The sequence below is a fragment of the Microbacterium hanjuni genome, assembly GCF_043556395.1.
Lineage (GTDB): Bacteria > Actinomycetota > Actinomycetes > Actinomycetales > Microbacteriaceae > Microbacterium.
Genome location: NZ_JBIGIK010000002.1, coordinates 772,619 through 791,155, shown reverse-complemented (window position 1 = coordinate 791,155; position 18,537 = coordinate 772,619). Strand labels below are relative to the sequence as shown.

The 18,537-nt window shown below is 70.2% G+C and carries 14 protein-coding genes; 4 read left to right on the top strand and 10 right to left on the bottom strand.

What is annotated here, in order from left to right; all coding sequences use genetic code 11:
* Nucleotides 1–36 precede the first annotated feature (36 nt).
* Genes ACFXP5_RS11550 through ACFXP5_RS11540 form a run of 3 tightly spaced genes read right to left on the bottom strand, consistent with a single transcriptional unit; the run spans nt 37 to nt 5,252 of the window.
* On the bottom strand, nt 37–915 hold the full coding sequence (locus ACFXP5_RS11550) for a hypothetical protein (RefSeq protein WP_394544712.1): 879 nt from the start codon (nt 913–915) through the stop codon (nt 37–39).
* A complete protein-coding gene (locus ACFXP5_RS11545) occupies nt 902–4,645 on the bottom strand; it encodes a proline dehydrogenase family protein (RefSeq protein ID WP_394544711.1) in 3,744 nt (1,247 codons plus the stop codon). The genes ACFXP5_RS11550 and ACFXP5_RS11545 overlap by 14 nt, the downstream gene beginning before the upstream one ends.
* Nucleotides 4,646–4,694: 49 nt before the next feature.
* Complete coding sequence (locus ACFXP5_RS11540; RefSeq protein WP_394544710.1) at nt 4,695–5,252, bottom strand: acyl-CoA thioesterase; 558 nt, start codon at nt 5,250–5,252, stop codon at nt 4,695–4,697.
* Nucleotides 5,253–5,394: 142 nt separating this feature from the next.
* On the opposite strand from ACFXP5_RS11540, the gene ACFXP5_RS11535 reads away from it, so the two are divergent.
* Entirely contained in the window at nt 5,395–5,913 is a 519-nt protein-coding gene (locus tag ACFXP5_RS11535) for a GNAT family N-acetyltransferase (RefSeq protein ID WP_394528469.1), read from the top strand.
* A gap of 1 nt (nt 5,914) precedes the next feature.
* On the top strand, nt 5,915–6,670 hold the full coding sequence (gene cofE / locus ACFXP5_RS11530; protein WP_394544709.1) for a coenzyme F420-0:L-glutamate ligase: 756 nt from the start codon (nt 5,915–5,917) through the stop codon (nt 6,668–6,670).
* A gap of 7 nt (nt 6,671–6,677) precedes the next feature.
* On the opposite strand, the gene ACFXP5_RS11525 is transcribed toward cofE, so the two are convergent.
* Together ACFXP5_RS11525 and ACFXP5_RS11520 are read right to left on the bottom strand one after the other, a co-directional pair.
* Entirely contained in the window at nt 6,678–7,631 is a 954-nt protein-coding gene (locus ACFXP5_RS11525) for a cytochrome b/b6 domain-containing protein (RefSeq protein WP_394544708.1), read from the bottom strand.
* 35 nt (nt 7,632–7,666) lie between these two features.
* Nucleotides 7,667–8,440 (bottom strand): enoyl-CoA hydratase, encoded by a 774-nt coding sequence (locus tag ACFXP5_RS11520; protein ID WP_394544707.1) that lies wholly within the window; start codon nt 8,438–8,440, stop codon nt 7,667–7,669.
* Between the two features lie 185 nt (nt 8,441–8,625).
* Here ACFXP5_RS11520 and ACFXP5_RS11515 point away from each other — a divergent pair, with 185 nt between their 5' ends.
* Nucleotides 8,626–12,393 carry a choice-of-anchor I family protein gene (locus ACFXP5_RS11515; RefSeq protein ID WP_394544706.1) on the top strand — a complete coding sequence of 1,256 codons (3,768 nt, stop codon included), beginning with the start codon at nt 8,626–8,628 and terminating at the stop codon, nt 12,391–12,393.
* Nucleotides 12,394–12,443: 50 nt separating this feature from the next.
* Here ACFXP5_RS11515 and ACFXP5_RS11510 read toward each other — a convergent pair whose 3' ends face one another.
* A complete protein-coding gene (locus tag ACFXP5_RS11510) occupies nt 12,444–12,575 on the bottom strand; it encodes a hypothetical protein (protein WP_394528474.1) in 132 nt (43 codons plus the stop codon).
* Nucleotides 12,576–12,636: 61 nt separating this feature from the next.
* Between ACFXP5_RS11510 and ACFXP5_RS11505 the strand changes: the two genes are divergently transcribed.
* Complete coding sequence (locus tag ACFXP5_RS11505) at nt 12,637–12,966, top strand: hypothetical protein (protein WP_394544705.1); 330 nt, start codon at nt 12,637–12,639, stop codon at nt 12,964–12,966.
* A 609-nt stretch (nt 12,967–13,575) separates the two neighbouring features.
* Here ACFXP5_RS11505 and ACFXP5_RS11500 read toward each other — a convergent pair.
* From ACFXP5_RS11500 to ACFXP5_RS11485, 4 genes are all read right to left on the bottom strand, one after another.
* Nucleotides 13,576–14,766, bottom strand: a complete 1,191-nt coding sequence (locus ACFXP5_RS11500) for a thiolase family protein (protein WP_394544704.1) — start codon at nt 14,764–14,766, stop codon at nt 13,576–13,578.
* On the bottom strand, nt 14,766–15,929 hold the full coding sequence (locus tag ACFXP5_RS11495) for a bifunctional 2-methylcitrate synthase/citrate synthase (protein WP_394544703.1): 1,164 nt from the start codon (nt 15,927–15,929) through the stop codon (nt 14,766–14,768). Before ACFXP5_RS11495 ends, ACFXP5_RS11500 begins: the two co-directional genes overlap by 1 nt.
* A gap of 106 nt (nt 15,930–16,035) precedes the next feature.
* Nucleotides 16,036–16,938: a methylisocitrate lyase gene (prpB, locus tag ACFXP5_RS11490; RefSeq protein ID WP_394544702.1), complete on the bottom strand. Its 903-nt coding sequence runs from the start codon at nt 16,936–16,938 to the stop codon at nt 16,036–16,038.
* A 46-nt stretch (nt 16,939–16,984) separates the two neighbouring features.
* Nucleotides 16,985–18,511, bottom strand: coding sequence for an MmgE/PrpD family protein (locus ACFXP5_RS11485; RefSeq protein ID WP_394544701.1), 1,527 nt, complete (start codon nt 18,509–18,511; stop codon nt 16,985–16,987).
* Nucleotides 18,512–18,537 lie beyond the last annotated feature (26 nt).

Sequence of the window (18,537 nt, the reverse complement as noted above, 5' to 3'; positions counted from 1 at the left end):
GGGGAGAAAGGGGGCGCGGGGTGGGGGCGCGGGGCGTCAGGAGAGCAGGGGCTCGCGGAGCAGCTTCGTCAGGCGCGCGGGGTCGGGGTCGATGAGGCGCGCGACGCCGAGCGTGCGGGCAGCGTCGAGCACACGTCGCACCAGGGCGGTGCGGTCGATCGCGGGCAGCGCCGCGAGCTCGGGGCCCGACCCGACGATGCGGCGGACGGCCTCGAGGGCGGCGTAGATGGCCGCGTCCGACCGGATGCGACGGAGGGTGATCGAGAGGATGTCGTCGCCGTAGACCCGCGTGTCGACCCGCTCGGGCCACCGACGCGTGTACTCCGCCTCGAACCAGTCGATGAGCTCGATCGGCAGGAGCAGCACCTGTTCGGCATCCTCGGCACGCCCCTCGACCATCGCCTGCGCGACGGCGACCAGCAGGCTTCCCCAGATCGTCCCCAGGTCGAACCCGCTCGGGGCGTACGCGGGGAAGGTGCCCTCCGCGACCTGCACCGCGCCCTCGGTGCCCAGCAGCACCGCTTCGGTGTCGAGCGCCCCGTGCGCGAGGCTCTGGGCGTCTTCTTGGAACCGTTGGCGGGCCAGGCTCACTTCGCGCAGGAGCAATCGATCTGCGCGCAGCTCGCGGACGTCATCGCCGCCGGGAACGGATGCTTCGACCTCGGCGACGTAGGGGTCGATGAACAGCCGCTGCTCGAGCGCGTCGGCCGCCTCCGGGTTCGAGGCCTCGGCGACCAGCCGGCGGCGCTGCACCCCCGGCAGAGCGAAGACGCTGGTGTCGAACGCGGATCCACCCAGCAGCACCCCGACCGCGCGGGCGGCGTCGGGGTGCAGGCGGCCCGCGCCCAGCTCGGCGCGCCACGAGACGAGGTCCATCGATCCGGCCGCAGATGACCCTGCTTCAGATGACACCATCGCTCCAAGAATCCGGGTTGCCGTAGCGGTGGGCCGTGATCGAGATGGCCTGCTCGCGAAGGAACGGCAGCAGTTCGAGGCGCCCGGCCGTGGTGACCTCGTCGGCGTAGACGGCGAGGTCAGGGTCGCCCGCGCTCGCCTCCGCGAGGGCGGCGCGCAGCATCCCGACCGCCTCGACGCCGCCGATCAAGCGGGTGCGGCCGGGACGGGGGCCGACCGGCTCCTCCGCAGCGCTCGCGTCGCCGGCGCCCGTCATGCGCTCCAGCCACTCGGCGTCGGTCTCCACCCATACCGCGACGCCGAGGTCTCCCAGCACGTGGCGCACGTCACCGGGCAGCCCGACGGGTGAGCTCAGCGAGAAATCCGATCCCGAGCGCAGGCCCGCCAGCATGACGCGCAGGACGGCCTGCCAGGGTGCGTCGCCCGTCGCCCGCACGGCGACCGGCGCCGGCCGGTAGCGGAACAGGTTGCGCTCCACGCCCAGTTGCGAGACGTCCTTCACTCGGCCGAACTCGCGGTCCCAGGCGATCGCATCCGACAACGCCCCTCGGCGCAGCCATTCGAACGCTTCGTATGACAGCGTGGGCTGGGCAGCCTCGATGAGCGAGGTCAGCCGCGAGTCGAGACCACGCAGGTGCAGAGTCGACGACACGGCGCCGCCGGAGGTGGCCTTCCACGACCCCAGGGTGACCAGGTGATTCGGTCCGCCGGCCTTCGCGCCGGGGCCGACCGACGATCGCTTCCATCCCCCGAAGGGCTGGCGCTGCACGATCGCGCCGGTGGTCCCCCGGTTCACGTAGAGGTTGCCGGCCTGGACCCGCTCGAGCCAGAGTTCGAGCTCATCGGGATCCTGCGTCTGCAGCCCGGCGGTGAGTCCGTAGGCGACGGCGTTCTGCCACTCGATCGCCTGGGAGAGCGACGAGGCGTGCATGATGCCCAGGACGGGGCCGAAGAACTCCTCGCGATGGAACCGCGATCCCGGCTGCACACCGGTGCGGATGCCCGGGGTCCAGTAGCGGCCATCGGTGTCGGCTTCGAGGTCGAGTTCGCGCGGTTCGACGAGCCATCGCTCGCCGTCACCGAGGGTGGTCAACGCCCACCGCAGCTTGCCGCGGGGCTCTTCGATGAGCGGCCCGACCTCGGACTGGGGATCAGCCGGCGACCCGATGCGCAGCGTCGTGGCGGCATCGACGAGCTGCTGGGCGAACCGCTTCGAGCGCCCGATCGGACCCACGAGGATCGCAAGTGACGCCGCGGAGCACTTCTGGCCACCGTGCCCGAACGCGCTGCGCACGATATCGGCCGCAGCCTGATCGAGATCGGCGGAGCCGGTGACGATGACCGCGTTCTTGCCGCTCGTCTCGGCCAGGATCGGCAGGTCGGGTCGCCACGAGCGGAACAGCTGCGCCGTCTCCCACGAGCCGGTGAGCAGCACGCGGTCGACCGCGGGGTGCTCGATCAAGGCTCGCCCGAGCTCGTCCTCATCGAGGTCGACCAGGGCGAGCACGTCACGCGGAACACCCGCCGCCCAGAGCGCTTCGGCCACCACCGCGGCGGTACGCCGCGCTTGGGGTGCGGGCTTGAAGACCACGCCGGAGCCGGCGGCGAGCGCGGCGAGCACTCCCCCGGCGGGGATCGCGATCGGGAAGTTCCACGGCGGTGCGACGACGGTCACCCGCGCGGGAACGAAGACCGCCCCGCCCACGGTGTCCAACTCGCGCGCGGTGGCGGCGTAGTAGTTCGCGAAGTCGACCGCTTCGCTCACCTCGACGTCGGCCTCCGCGAAAACCTTGCCGGTCTCGGAGGCGGCGACCTCGATGAGCGCCCCGCGGCGGTCCTGCAGCGCCCGGGCGGCACTCTGCAGCACGGCCGATCGCTCGGCGGCGGGCAGCGCTCCCCACCGCGAGGCGGCGTCACTCACGCGTGCCATGGCCGCGTCGAGGGCGTCGACGCCGTTCAGTCGGGCGGCAGCGATCGTGCTGACACCCAGGTCGGAGGTCTCGATCCGCGCCAGAACCTCTCGCGCCCACACCCGGTTCGCCGGCAACGAGGGGTCGGAGTCCGCGACGTTGCGGAAGCCCGGAGCACCCTCGGCGACGCCCGACTCGCGAGGGGCGAAGACGGCCGTCTCCACGAAGGCCTGCCCCCCGAAGACGATCTGTTCGACAGGGGAGGGGTCGGATGCTGCGGAGTCGCGCGCGATACCGAGCACGGCCTGAGTGAGCCCGGCCTCGGCCGCGTCGGGGGCGGCCGCCGCGGGGTCGCGGAGGATGGCCGGCGGCGCGGCGTCGGCGACGCGTCCACGATCCTGATGCCGATTCGGTCCGGTGGGCAGCGTGGGATCGGCCGCGCGTTCGAGCGATGCGAGGAAGCGGTCGCGCTCCTCGGCGAACGCTTCGGGCGAACTCGCGAGATCGAAGGCGCGGGAGAGGAAGTTCTCCCCCGAAGCGTTCTCCTCCAGGCGGCGCACGAGGTAGCTGATGGCCACGTCGAACTCGTCGGGGCGCACGACCGGCACGTACAGCAGCACGTGTCCGACGTCGGCGGCGACCGCGGCGACCTGCCCCTGAGCCATGCCCAGCAGCATCTCGATCTCGAGGTTCGGGCTGCGCCCGGCGACTTCGTCTTCACCCTCGGCGGGATCGGCGTCGCGCACCCCGCGCTCGCCCGCGAGTTCCCACGCGTAGGCGATGTCGAAGAGGTTGTGGCCGGCGATGCCGACGCGCACCGCGGTCATCGAGCGTGGCTCGAGCAGTTCCTGCAGGCAGCGGAGGTAGTTGGCGTCGGTGTCGAGTTTGCTGCCGTAGGTCGCGAGCGGCCAGTCGTGCACGGTCGCGTCGACCCGCTCCATCGCGAGGTTCGCGCCCTTCACCAGGCGCACCTTGATCCGCGCTCCCCCGCCGGCCACCCGCTGACGCGCCCAGGCGGTCAGTTCGCGGAGCGCGGGGAGCGAGTCGGGCAGGTAGGCCTGCAGCACGATCCCGGCTTCAAGTTGCGCGAGCCGTGGATCTTCGAGCAACCGGGTGAAGACCGCGATCGTGAGATCGAGGTCGCGGTACTCCTCCATGTCGAGGTTGATGAAGGTCGGCAGCGTCGAGGTCGCCGCGGTCAGATACAGCGGCAGCAGCCGCTCGACGACCTGCTCGACGAGGTCGTCGAACGCCCACATCGAGATGTGAGACATGATCGCCGACACCTTGACCGAGGCGTAGTCGACGTCGGGCCGGCGGATGAGGTCGTGGATGCCCTCGAGACGCCGCTGGGCTTCTTTCTCGCCCAGCACCGCTTCGCCGAGGAGGTTGACGTTGAGGCGGGCGCCGCCTTCGCGCAAGGCCGCGAGGGCTGGGCCGAGCTTCTCGGGGCGCGCGTCGACGACGAGGTGGCCCACCATCTCCCGCAGGGCCCGGCGCGCGATCGGAACGACCGGCATCGGCAGCACGGGGGCGACCGCACCGCCCGCGTAGACGGCGCCGCGCAGGTACCAGGGCAGGAAATCGGGCACCAGCGGGGCGATCCGGTTGAGGCGGGTCGCTGCGGCCGCGAGGCTCTCGGGGCGCATGACCCCGTCGATGAACCCCACCGTGAACGGCAGGCCCTGCGGGTCGCGCAGCACGCCGGCGAGGCGTTCGGCCGAGGCGTCGGTCGGCTCGGAGGCGGCCGCCGAGACCCAGCGCCCGGCAAGGTCGACAGCACGCTCGGCGAGATCGGCGGAGGGAACCGGGAGCAACATGATCACACCCTAGATCGGGGCCGCGCGCGCACTGCCGCGGCACCCCGCTTCAGTGCCAGATACTCGGCGCGGGCCGACGGGTGGAGGGAAGAGTGGATGCTGCGGCCCACTCGTGCAGCCACGGCTCGACCTCGGGCAGGCCCTCCGGGCGCCCGATCGCGGCGAACAGTTCGTCGTGCGGAACCGTGCCGCCCGCGCGGCGCAGCATCCGCGCCCTGATGATCGCCCTGGCATAGATCTCGCCGTCGACGACGGCCCGGTGCTCGAGGAAGAACGCGCGGTCGTCGTGGCCCAGGAAGCGCGTTTCGATGACGAAGCTCTGCCAGAGGTTGAGGGACTTGCGGAACGTGATCGTCTCGTTCGAGACCACGGCATACCACCCCTGTCGACGGGTCGCGTCGGCGAGCCCCGTGCGGATGAGCAGGTCCCACCGACCGAGGTCGAAGAGGGAGAGGTAGCGCCCGTTGTTCATGTGGCGCAGCAGATCGATGTCGGTCGGCAGCGTCGTCACCCGGATACGGCTGACCGCAGTGGGAGCGAGCGGGTGGCGACGGCGGTGCAGCCGCGCGCGGAGGATGACGAGGAGGGTGCGCCAGATCACGTTCACGATCCGCGATCGTAGTCAGATGACAGCGCAGAGCCGGATTCCGTTGTGGAATTCGCACAACCCTCGACCGGCCGCACACCGCCTCAGCATCCGTCCGTCCGCGGATTTCCCGGGCCCCCCGAGGCGCGCGTAGAGTCTGCCCATGAGCCCCGAGACTCCGATCGAGATCCCGACCGACATCGTCGTCCGACCGGTTCGCGACGTGGACGCCGAAGCCCTCGGCCGCGTGCACGCCACGTGCTGGCACGAGACCTACGACCACCTCATCAGCAAGGCCGCGCTCGAGCGCGTGTCGGCCCGCCGCATGGCGGAGTTGTGGACGCACTGGGCCTCGCAGGGCGAGGACTACCGCATGCGCGCCGCCCTCGTCGACGGCGACATCGTCGGCTTCGTCGGTTCAGGACCCGCCCGCGACGCCGACGCTCCGAGCGTCCGCGAGCTGTACTTCATCTACCTGCTCGACGCGTGGCACGGCACCGGAATCGGCCAGCAGCTGTTCGACTCCGCCGTGGGAGCGGATGAGCCGGTGTACCTCTGGGTCGCCGAGGACAACCCGCGGGCGCACCGCTTCTACGCGCGCAACGGTTTCGTGCTCGACGGCGCCTCGCAGGAGGAGCCCTTCCTCGGTGAGACCCTCACCGAGGTGCGTTTCGTCCGCTGACGTGCTGCAGATCTGGGCCCTCGAGGGCATCGCCGAGATCACGCCCGGCACCGACCTCGTCGCCGTGATCGAGGATGCGGCACGCGGTCAACTGCAGAGCGGCGACATCCTCGTGGTCACGAGCAAGATCGTCTCGAAAGCCGAGGGCCGCATCATCGAGGCGAGCGACCGCGAAGACGCGATCACCGCCGAGACCGTGCGCCTCGTCGCCACGCGCACCTCCCCCACCGGGCATGCGACCCGCATCGTGGAGAACCGCCTCGGCATCGTCTCGGCCGCCGCCGGCGTCGACGCCAGCAACACCCCCGAAGGCACGGTGCTGCTGCTGCCCGAAGACCCCGACTCCTCCGCCCGCCTGCTCGCCGAGGGGCTGCGTGCCCGCACCGGAGCGCTCGTCGGTGTGCTCATCTCCGACACCCTGGGCCGCGCGTGGCGGGAGGGTCAGACCGACAGTGCGATCGGCGCCGGCGGGGTCGCAGTGTTCGAGGATCTCCGCGGGGCATCGGATGCTGAGGGCCGCCCGCTGGTGGTCACGATGCCGTGCGTGGCCGACGAGATCGCGGCCGCCGCCGACCTGGTGAAGGGCAAGGCGTCCCGCCTCCCCGTCGCCGTCGTCCGAGGGCGCGCCGACCTCGTGGGCTCGCTGGAGCTGCCCGGGGCGCGGTCGATCGTGCGCCCGGCCGAGCGCGACATGTTCCGCCTGGGCGCCGACGAGGCCTATGCCGCCGGATACGCCGCGGGCGCAGCATCCGAGTGATCCGTCCTCAGCGCTGAACGACGTCGCCGAACACACGGGCGAGCGGGATCAGGCGGGCCGGTCGAGCGGCTACCCACGCCGCGGCGATCACGAGGAGTGACGCCGCGAAGATCCAGAAGCCGGTCCAGCTCACCGTGTCTTGCGCGGCGTACATGTGATTCAGGTTGCGAAGCGCCCCTGTGGCGAGCACCAGGCCCACGTGCACGACGATGAACGCGACGAAGAAGACCATCACCGCGACGTGCACCCGCTTGCTCGCGTCGAACGGCAGCAGACGGTTCAGCCGCTCGGCCTTGCGCGGCCAGTAGACGCTGATGCGCGCGCCCGTGACGATCGCCAGCGGAGCGGCCAGGAAGACGATGGCGAAGTACGACAACTGTTGCAGGGCGTTGTAGTTCACCCAGCCGTTGCCCGTGGGCCAGTCGAGCGAGAGGTACTGCAGGCCGGCGGACACGGCGTTCGGCACGACCTCCCACGACGTGGGCACGATCTTGACCCACTGGCCGGTGGCGAAGAGCAGCACCACGTAGACAACGCCGTTCACGATCCACAGTGCGTCGAGAGCGAGGTGGAACCACACAGTGAGGCTCATCTTGCGACGTTTGACGCGGCGCGAGGACCACAGCACGGGGGGCCGCTTCCCGTAGCGGGCCGTCCAGCCCGAGCGCAGGATCAGCACGAGCAGGAAGGTGTTGAAGAAGTGCTGCCAGCCCAACCACGCCGGGATGCCGATCGGGGCAGCGGCGGGAAGCGCGTACTCCCCGGGGTAGGTCGCGACGAAGTCGCGCACCGGCTCGAGCCCGATCACGGAACGCGCGATGAGCACGACCACGGCAGCCGCGACCACCAGCGCTCCGGCGCCGAGAAGCGCTGCGGAGATCCACTGCGCACGGGTGAAGCGCCCGTACCGCTTCGGCTCCGGCGCGCGGCCGCGCGGGCCCGCATCTCCTGCCGTCACCACGTTCTGATTCTAGGAAGCCCGGGGCCCGTGCGAGCTCAGCGGTGCTCGAAGCGCGGAGCGCGCTTCTCACGGAAGGCGGCCATGCCCTCCTTCTGGTCCTCGGTCGCGAAGAGGGCGGCGAAGGCCTGCTTCTCGAACCGCAGCCCCTCGGCGAGGCTGGTTTCGAGGGCGGCATCGATCACCGCCGTCGCAGCGTAGAGCGCGGGGAGCGAGCGTTCGGCGATGGTCTCCGCGACCGCGGCGGCCTCGGTGAGCAGCTGGTCGGCGGCCACGACGCGCGAAACCATTCCGCTGCGCTCGGCCTCGGCAGCATCCATCATCCGTCCCGTCAGGATCAGGTCGGCCGCCTTGTACGAACCGATCGCGCGGACGAGGCGCTGCGATCCACCCATGCCGGGGATGACTCCGAGGGTGATCTCGGGCTGGCCGAAACGGGCGGAATCGGCCGCGATGATGAGGTCGCACATGAGCGCCAGCTCGCACCCGCCGCCGAGGGCATAGCCGGCGACCGCTGCGATCGTCGGGGTGCGGACGTCGGCGAAGCGACCCCACGCGCCGAAGCGGTCGTCGAGGGCCATCTCGACCGCCGTCTTGTCCGCCATCTCTTTGATGTCGGCGCCGGCCGCGAAAGCCTTGGCCGAACCGGTCACGACGATCGCGCCGATCCCCGGATCGGCGTCGAACGCCTCGGCCGCGGCCACCACCTCCCGCATCAGCGTCGAGTTCAAGGCGTTGAGGGCCTCGGGACGGTTCAGGGTGATCCAGCCGACCCGCCCGCGCGTCTCGGTGAGGATGGTCTCGTCGGTCATGGCGTCCTCCATCGAACGGATGCTGCGGGGTCACCCTCGATCCTGCCCGCCCCCACGCGCGCCGTCGAGCGTTGCCGAACGGTGTCTCTCCGTTCATCCGCCGTACACCGCGGGCGGCGAGTCTGGCAGAGACCGGATTTCAGCTCCCGGCGCGTACCCCCGCTCATCCCTAACCGAGGACACGCATGCCTATCCACCCCTTCCGCCGCGCCGTCGCGTTCACCGCGACGACAGTAGCGGTCTGCGCACTCGCCCTGTCGAGCGCCAGCGCGGCTTCCGCCGCGATCGTCCCCACGCCCATTTCCGACGCGGTCGCAGACGCCCCGTTCACCCTGACCCCGGTCGGCACTCACGAGACGGGCACCTTCGACGAGTCCGCCGCCGAAATCGTTCACGCTTACGGGGACCGCCTGTTCGTCGTGAACGCACGGGCAGGCTCCGTCACCGTGCTCGACATCTCCGACCCCGCCGTGCCGACCGAGCTCTACGCGATCACCGCCGAAGGTGTCGCGAACTCGCTCGCCGTCCGCTCCGACGGACTCGGTGTCATCGCATTCCAGGCCGAAGACAAGACGGCGCCCGGACGCCTCGTGTTCTTCGACGCGGACGCCGCGGCGCCCACGATCCTGGGCAGCGTCGTCGTCGGCGCTCTGCCCGACATGGTTTCGATCTCGGCAGACGGAACGTACGCGGTTGTCGCCAACGAAGGCGAGCCCGCTGACACCTTCTCGACCGACCCCGAGGGTTCGATCGGCGTCGTCACCCTGCCGACAACGAAGACCTCTCCCGCCCAGGCCGCCGTCAAGATCGCCGGTTTCGAGGCGTTCGAAGGCGACGCTCTCCCCGACGGCGTGCGCGTGTTCGGACCCGACGTCGCCGCCCCCGACCAGGGTGCGGCGCCACTCTCGAGCAACCGGGTCAGCCGCAACCTCGAGCCGGAGTTCATCGCCATCGACGGCTCCACGGCGTATGCAGCCCTCCAAGAGGCGAACTCGGTCGCCGTCGTCGACCTCACCACCGCGACCGTGACGGACATCATGCCGCTCGGCTACATCGACCGCGGCGTCGAGGGCAACGGTCTCGACGCGAGCAACGACGATGACGCGATCAACATCGCGACCTACGAGGACCTCTTCGGCGTCTACATGCCTGACGGCCTCAACGCGTACCAGACCGCGGGCGAGACCTTCCTCGTCACCGCGAACGAGGGTGACGCCCGCGCAGACTTCGGCGACTTCAGCGATGAGGCACGCGTCGCCGACCTCGCGGACGACGGCCAGGGTCCGATCTGCGCAGACAGCCCGCTCAGCGCTCAGACGGATGACGTCGACCTCGGACGTCTGAACGTCATCACTGACCTGGGCTTCGACGCGACCGCGCAGTGCTATGACGAGCTGTACGCCTTCGGCGGGCGCGGCTTCGCCATCTGGTCGACCGATGGCGAGCTCGTTTTCAACTCGGGCGACGACTTCGAGCAGATCACGGCCGACGTTCTTCCCGACAACTTCAACTCGACCCACGCCGAGTCGAACTTCGACAACCGCAGCGACGACAAGGGCCCGGAGCCCGAGAACCTCGCTATCGGCCAGGTCGGCGACCGCACCTACGCCTTCATCGGACTCGAGCGGGTCGGTGGCGTGATGGTCTACGACATCACGGACCCCGAGAACGCCGAGTACGTGACCTACGCGAACAACCGCGACTTCGCATTCAGCGGTGACGAAGACCTCCCGAACGCCGGTGACCTCGGTGCCGAGGGTCTCGAGTTCATCTCGGCGGAAGACTCGTCGACCGGAGAGCCGATGCTGGCGGTGGCCAACGAGGTGTCGGGCACGACGACGTTGTTCGCCATCGATGACGGCATCACCGAGATCAACGTGCTCACCATCAACGACTTCCACGGTCGTCTGGAAGCAGGCACCGGAACCGCCACGGAGGCAGGTGCCGCGGGCGTCGCCGGCGCCGTCAACGCGATCGAGGCAGAAAACCCGAACACCCTGTTCGTGTCCGCCGGAGACAACATCGGCGCCTCGACGTTCACGTCGTTCATCCAGCAGGACAACCCCACGATCGACACGCTCGTCGACGCGGGTCTCGACGTCAGCGCCGTCGGTAACCACGAGTTCGACCGTGGATTCGACGATCTGCTGAACCGCGTGATCCCCCGCTTCGGTGGCAACACCGACCCGGAGAACGTCACCGCAGCGCAGCGCGAACTGGGCGAGGCCTATGGCCTGGGCGCCAACGTCTACGACGCCGAGACCGGTGAACCGGTTCTCCCGGAGTACGCGATCAAGACCGTCGATGGCGTGCGCGTGGCGTTCATCGGCACCGTGACCGCGGACACGGCGAAGATGGTCGACCCGGCCGGAATCGCCGGCATCGAGTTCGGCGATCAGGCAGAAGCGGCCGATCGCGTCGCGGGAGAGCTGACCGAGGGCGGACTGGCCGACGTCATCATCCTGCTCACGCACTCCGGAGCCGCGACTTCCGATGACTGTGCCGCTCTCGCGGCCGATCAGGCGGGCTTCGGCGCGCTGGCGACCGGCGTGTCCGAGGAGATCGACGCGATCGTCTCGGCTCACACGCACCAGACGTACGCGTGCGAGGTTGCGATCGACGGCACGGATGGTCAGACACGCCCGGTGATCCAGGCTTCCGAGTATGGCAAGGCAATGGGTCAGCTCGAGTTGAAGGTCGACTCGGCGTCGAAGGAGCTCCTGTCGATCGAAGGCAGCACCTTCCCGCTCAAGGGCGCTTACCCCATCGACGAGGAGATCGCCGCGCAGGTCGCGGACTACGTCGCGGATTCGGATGTCATCGGAGCAGAGCCCGTCGGACAGATCAGCGGCGACATCCTCCGCGGCGGTACTCCTCCGGGTGCCGACCGAGGCGTGGAATCGTCGATGGGCAACTGGGTCGCCGATGTCTACCTCTGGGCCACGTCGAATGAGGCCTACACGGGTACGCCGGCGCAGATCGCGCTCATGAACCCGGGTGGCCTCCGTGCCGACCTGCTCAAGGGTGAGGACGGCATCGTCACCTACAAGGAGGCGGCCGTGGTCCAGCCGTTCGCCAACACGCTCGTGACTGTCACCCTGGCGGGTGCACAGATCCAGGAGATCCTCCAGCAGCAGTGGCAGGCGACGGGCGATCGCCCCAAGCTCCACCTGGGCGTTTCGGAGGGCTTCACGTACGAGTACGTGCAGGACACCCCGCGCAGCGGTCGGATCGTGTCGATGTCGTACCTGGGTGAGCCGATCGCGCCGACCGACACCTTCACGGTCGTGACAAACTCGTTCCTCGCGAACGGGGGCGACGGTTTCACCACCTTTAGCGAGGGCACCGACCGCACCGACACCGGTCAGGTCGACCTCGAGGCGACCCTCGACTACTTCGAGGCAATGGAGACCGTCGACCCCGCTCCGGTGGGCCGCGCGATCGTGAGCACAAGCACCCCGAGCCCGCAGCCCACGCTGCCGAACACCGGTCCGGGCACTCCCCCGACGCCCGTGAACCCCGGTGGCACCCCGCCGGCAGCGGGAGTGCAGACGGGCGGAACCTGGGCCGACGTGGCGCTCAGCAACGGCGGACGCATCGAGCAGGGCGGCACGCTCAGCGTGACGGTGTCCGACCTCGACCCGGGCCAGCAGATCAGCGCGACGCTGTTCAGTGACCCGATCGTCGTCGGCGCCATCCCGGCGGCGAACGCCTCGGGCACGACGACGTTCGCCATCGCGATCCCGGCCGACTTCGACCTGGGCGCGCACCGGCTCGTCATCACGGCCGCGGGTGAGGATCCGATCTCGGTAGGAGTCACCGTGGTCAGCCGCGGCGCCCTCGCCGCGACCGGCGCGGAGCTGCCCTGGGGCATCGCCCTCGGCGGAGCGGCCCTGCTGCTCACCGGTGGGCTCGCGTTCGCGCTCCGGTCGCGTCGCAAGCTGGTCAGCTGACACCCGCATGACAGAGGCCCTCACCCTTCGGGGTGGGGGCCTCTGTGCGGCTACACCGGCTCGGTCGTGCGGATCAGGCCGCACATCACGCAGGACCAGGCGACGAGGAACCGCTCATCGTCGAGGATCTCGAACGTGAGCGCGTCGCCACAGGTCGGGCACAGGCGCGGGTCGGCGGGCATACCGCCAGCCTAGGTTCGGCCGCGGTTGCCGGGGCCGAAGAGGCCCCTTAGGCTTCGGCGCATGAGCGACACCGTCGTACGCCCTCAGCCCGGCACGCGTCTTCGCGGATTCTCCGGCGGCGTCATCCTGCTGGTGGGTGTGCTGCTGATCCCTCTCGCCCTCAGCGTGATCTTCGACAGCTCCGCGACCCCGGACGCCGCCGCCTACGTTCGGATGGCCTTCGCACAGGTCGCCGGGGCCACGATCGCCATCGTCACGGTGCGGGCCTGCTCGCTCACCGCATCGCTCGGCGCAGCCCGCGGAGCACGCTCACCCGATTTGCTCTCATCGCCCTCGTGGTCGTGTCCTGGCAGGCCGGGACCTTCTCCCGCGCCGCTGACTTCCTGCTGACGGGCATCGCCGCGCTCGACTGATCACGGTTCGGCGGCAGCATCCCCCGCACCGAAGTGCGGATGCTTCACCCCGCACCCGCATCATGGTGCGGCTGAAGCGGCCTGCCGGCGACTCCCCCGCACCGAAGTGCGCGTGCTGCGGCCACAACCCGCATCACGGTGCGGGCGAAGCCCAGCCCCAGTGCCCGGGCGGAAGCACACCCCCCTCACTCGCGCTCTCCCGCACCGAAATGCGATGCTTGGCACTCCCACCCCCATGACGGTGCGGGTGAAGCGGGCTGCCAAGAACTCCCCCGTACCGAATTGCGGATGCTGGGGCCACAACCCGCATCATGGTGCGGGCGAAGCGCAGCCTACGGCGCCGGCGCCCCGGCGCCCCGGCGCCCCGGCGCCCCGGCGGAAGCATCCCTTCACTCACACTCGCCCGCACCAAACTGCGGCGTCCGGCACCCCCACCCGCACTACGGTGCGGGCGAAGCGGGCCGCCGACGACTCCCCCGCACCGAAGAGCGAATGCTGCGCCCCACACCCCCATCACGGTGCGGGCGAAGCCCGGCTCGGGCGCGAATTGCTCACCGTTTCACGGCGCGGAGCCGCTCGCGCAGCCCTACCCGTCCCAGCGGCGGAGCAGAGCGGCGAGCGCCTGCCCGCCGCCGATGCACATCGTCACGACGGCGTATTCGAGATCGCGGCGGTGCAGGTCGAGCGCAGCCCGGACGGCGAGGATCGCGCCGGTCGCACCGACTGGGTGGCCGAGCGCGATCGCTCCGCCGTAGGGATTGGTCTTCGCCGGGTCGAGCCCGGCGTCCCGGATCACCGCCACGGCCTGCGCGGCGAAAGCCTCGTTGAGCTCGAACACGTCGACATCGGCCGGGCTCAATCCCGTCTGAGCCCACAGCCGCTCGAGCGCCAGCACCGGTGCGTACCCCATGATCTCGGGGTCGACGCCCGCGGTCGTCACGGCCTCGAGCGTCGCGAGGCCTGCGAGGCCGCGCTCCCGGGCATCCGACTCCCGGAGCAGCACCGTCGCGGCCGCGCCGTCGTTGATCCCCGAAGAGTTGCCGGCCGTGACCGTGCCCCCTTCGGCGAACGCCGCCCGAAGACCCGCGAGCACCTCGACGGTCGTGCCGGGGCGGGGGTGCTCGTCGGTCGAGACCTCCACCGACGAGCGGCCCGGGGTCGTCACGGGCACGATCTCCCCAGCGAAGGCCGCGCGGGCAGCATCCGTCGCCGCCCTTCGCTGGCTCTCGACGGCGAACTCGTCCTGCTCGCGTCGGGAGACGCCGTAGCGGCTGGCGACCGTCTCGGCCGTGGTTCCCATGTGCCGGCCGCTGAAGGGGTCGGTCAGGATCGCGAGCGTGCCGTCGAGCAACGCGCGGTCGCCGAGGCGGGAGCCGCCGCTGCGGGCGCCGAAGTCGAGGAACGGTGTTCGCGACATGCTCTCGTCACCACCGGCGACGACCACGTCGACGCCGCCCCACAAGAGCTCCTGGGCACCCGACCAGATCGCCTGCAGACCCGAGCCGCAGAGGCGGTTGACCGTGAAGGCGGGCACGCGGGCGGGAAGGCCCGCGGCGAGCGCGACCCGGCGGGCGTTGTAGGCATCCGGACCGTTCTGCGCGATGCAGCCCATGATCACCTCGCCGACGTCGCCGCCGCCGATCCCGGCCCGCTCCAGGGCCCCGATCACCGCCCGAGCACCGAGTTCGTGGGCGGGCACGCTCGAGAGGGAGCCGCCGAAGCTGCCGATCGGGGTGCGCGCACCGGCGACGAGCACGACCTTCTCCCGGGCGGACATCAGTCGCCGGCCTCCTCCGGACGCTCGGCCGTCGCACTCGCGTCGTCGGCCTCGTAGCCGGCGACATGACGCTCGGCCGGGCCGTTGTACTCCGACAGCGGCCGGATGAGGGCGTTGGACGCGCGCTGTTCCCTGATGTGGGCGGTCCACCCCACGATCCGTGCAGCGACGAACAGCGGAGTGAAGGTCTCGGTGTCGAAACCCATCAGGTGATAGGCCGGCCCCGAGGGGTAATCGAGGTTCGGGTAGATGCCCTTGCGCGCGACGAACTCCGTCTCGAGGGCGTCATAGAGGGCGAGCAGATCGGGGCGGTCGTAGTGCTCGACCAGCTCGACGAGAGCGGCACGCATCGTCGGCACGCGCGAGTCACCGTGCTTGTAGACCCGGTGCCCAAAGCCCATCACCTTCTGCTTCTCGGCGAGCGCCCGATCGAGCCAGGGCACCACGTTCTCCGCGCTGCCGATCTCGTCCAGGATGTGCATGACGGCCTCGTTCGCACCGCCGTGCAGGGCGCCCTTGAGCGCACCGATCGCGCCGACGACGGCGGAGTACAGATCGCTGAGGGTCGAAGTGATCACGCGCGCGGTGAAGGTGGAGGCGTTGAAGGAGTGCTCGGCGTACAGGATCAACGACACGGTGAAGGCGTCGACCACAAGAGGAGCGGCCTCCTCGCCTAACGTCATCCAGAGGAAGTTGGCGGCGTAATCCAGGTCGTCGCGCGGTTCGACGAGGTCATGGCCGCGTCGACGCCGCTGGTCGTAGGCGACCACGGCCGGAAGGGCGGCGAAGAGTCGGATGCTGCGATCCAGATCCGCCTCGGGGCTGTCCTCGGCGACCTTCGGGTCCGACGCGCCGATCACGCTCACGGCGGTGCGCACGACGTCCATCGGATGCGCCGTCAGCGGCAGGAGGTCGATCGCGACCCGCACATTCGGCAGCAGCGCCCGGCACTGCCGCTCGCGGGCGCGGAGCGCGGCGAGCTGCTCGGGCGTCGGCAATTCGCCGTTCCACAGGAGGTACGCCACGGACTCGAACGACTGCGTGGCGGCGAGCTCCTGCACGGGATACCCCCGGTACAGCAGGCTGTTCGTCTCGGGATTGACCTTGCTGATCGCGGTGTAATCCACCACGACTCCGGCGAGGCCCTTCTTGATCTCGGTCATCTCGTGCTCCTTCGCGCGTTTCGAGCAGTCGGGGCTGCTCCCCTGTCACGAATCGCGGGTCCGACCCGCAGTTCGTGACCGGGGAGCAGGGTGGTGCGGGGCAGGATCACGGGCGCTCGACTCGGAAGTCGAACACGTTCGTGTCGAAGCGGGTGTACCCCTCGTAGTCGATGAGGTCGTACAGGTCGGCGCGGTGCTGCATCTCGTCGAGCTTCCCCGTCAGGTGACCCTGCTCGAGCAGCTCGTCGAGCCCGCGCTCAGCGGCGCCCATCGCCAGGCGCAGCAGCGAGACCGGCCAGATCACGATGTTGACCCCCACGTCGCGCAGCTGCGCGGCGGAGAACAGCTCGCTCTTACCGAACTCGGTCATGTTCGCCAGGATCGGCACGTCGAGCGCGGCGCGCATGGCCTCGAACTCGCCGAGGTCGCGCATCGCCTCGGGGAAGATCGCGTCGGCGCCCGCGTCGACGAGCGCTTTCGCCCGATCGATCGCCGCGGCAAGGCCCTCGACCGCCCGGATGTCGGTGCGCGCCATGACGAGGAAGTTGGGGTCACGGCGGGCATCGACGGCGGCCCGGATGCGCTTGACCGCGGTGTCGCCGTCGACCACGCTCTTGCCGTCGAGGTGCCCGCACCGCTTGGGGTTCACCTGGTCTTCGATGTGGGCGCCCGCGAGGCCGGCGTCCTCGAGCGTCTGGATCGTGCGCGCGACGTTCATCGGCTCGCCGAAACCGGTGTCGGCATCGATGATCGCCGGTAGCTCGGTCATCCGCGCGATCTGCTGGCCGCGGCCGGCGACCTCGGTGAGCGTGGTGAGCCCGATGTCGGGAAGCCCCAGGTCGGCGGCGAGCACGGCGCCCGAGATGTAGACGCCCTCGAACCCCTTCCGCTCGATCAACCGGGCGGACAGCGGGTTCATCGCGCCCGGGAAGCGCAACAGCTCCCCGGAGGCGAGCCGCTCCCGCAGCATCCGCCTCTTCTCGTGTGCCGGTGTCATCGAAGAGAGCACGGGCGAAGCTCCTCCCGGTCGTTGAGCGAGGACACGAAACGCAGCATCAGAACAAGCCCTTCGGCGCGGGCGCGAGGGCGAGCACCCCGTGTTTGGCCACGATGGTCAGCGCGAGCACCTCGGCGGGCGTGAGCTCGGGCAGGCGCTCTGCGAGCCCGAGGAACCGCTCGATCTCCTCGGGCAGCAGCACCGGCTCGGCGAGCGTGCGGAACTTGCGGATGTAGTCCTCGCGCGCGAAGGGTCGCGCACCGAGCGGGTGCGCATCGGCGACCGCGATCTCGTCCTCGATCGTCGAGCCGTCCGTCAGGGTGATGACGACGCGCCCGCCGAAGGCCTTCTCGTTCGGGTCCTCGGAGTGGTAGCGGCGCGTCCATTCCGCGTCCTCGGCCGTCGTGACCTTGTGCCACAGCTCCACGGTGTCGGGCCGGCCGGCGCGTTCGGGCGCGTAGGAGTCGACGTGGTGCCACGCGCCGTCCTGCAGGGCGACGGCGAAGATGTACGGGATGGAGTGGTCGAGCGTCTCGCGGGAGGCCGTGGGGTCGTACTTCTGCGGATCGTTCGCGCCCGACCCGATGACGTAGTGGGTGTGGTGGCTGGTGCGCAGCACGATCGACTGGATGTTGGCGGGGTCGCGGAGCTCAGGCCGTTCTGCACCCAGGCGCCGGGCGAGATCGATCCACGCCTGGGCTTGGTATTCGGCCGAGTGCTCCTTCGTGTACGAGTCCAGGATGCTGCGCTTGGACTCGCCAGCGGCCGGCAGCGGGACGTCGTAGGACGCGTCGGCGCCGTCCAGCATCCACGCGACGACGCCGTCTTCGCCCTCGTAGATCGGAGCGGGTGAGGTCTCGCCGCGCATCGCCCGGTCGACCGCCTCGACGGCCAGCTTGCCCGCGAACGCGGGGGCGAAGGCCTTCCAGGTGGAGATCTGGCCCTTCCGCGACTGCCGCGTCGCGGTGGTGGTGTGAAGCGCCTGGCCGATGGCCTGATGGATGGTCTCGACGTCGAGACCGAGCAGCGTGCCGATGCCCGCCGCGGCCGAGGGGCCGAGGTGGGCGACATGGTCGATCTTGTGCTTGTGCAGCGAGATGGCGCGCACGAGGTCGATCTGGATCTCGTACCCGGTCGCCAAACCCCGCACCAGGGCCGCGCCATCGCGGCCGGTGTGCTGGGCGACCGCGAGGATCGGCGGGATGTTGTCGCCCGGATGCGAGTAGTCGGCCGCGAGGAACGTGTCGTGGTAATCGAGCTCGCGCACCGCGACGCCGTTCGCCCAGGCCGCCCACTCGGGGCTCGTCCGGCGCTCGATCGCGCAGCCGAACACGGTCGAACCGACGCCGCTGATCGACACGGGGTGATCGAGCGCCTGCTGGCGCGCGGCGCTGACGGGTCGGCGCGTGAGGGAGGCGGCGGCAACGGCGGCGTTGTCGATGACGCGATTGATGATCATGTCGGTGACGTCGTCGTCGACGGCCACCTCGTCGGCGGCGACCTCGGCGAGGTGCCACGCCAGCTCGCCTTCGCGCGGGAGATCTTCGTCGCTGCGATGGACGCGAAGGTGGTGGGAGATCGTCATGAGGGGGCCTTTCCGGTGCACTCTCT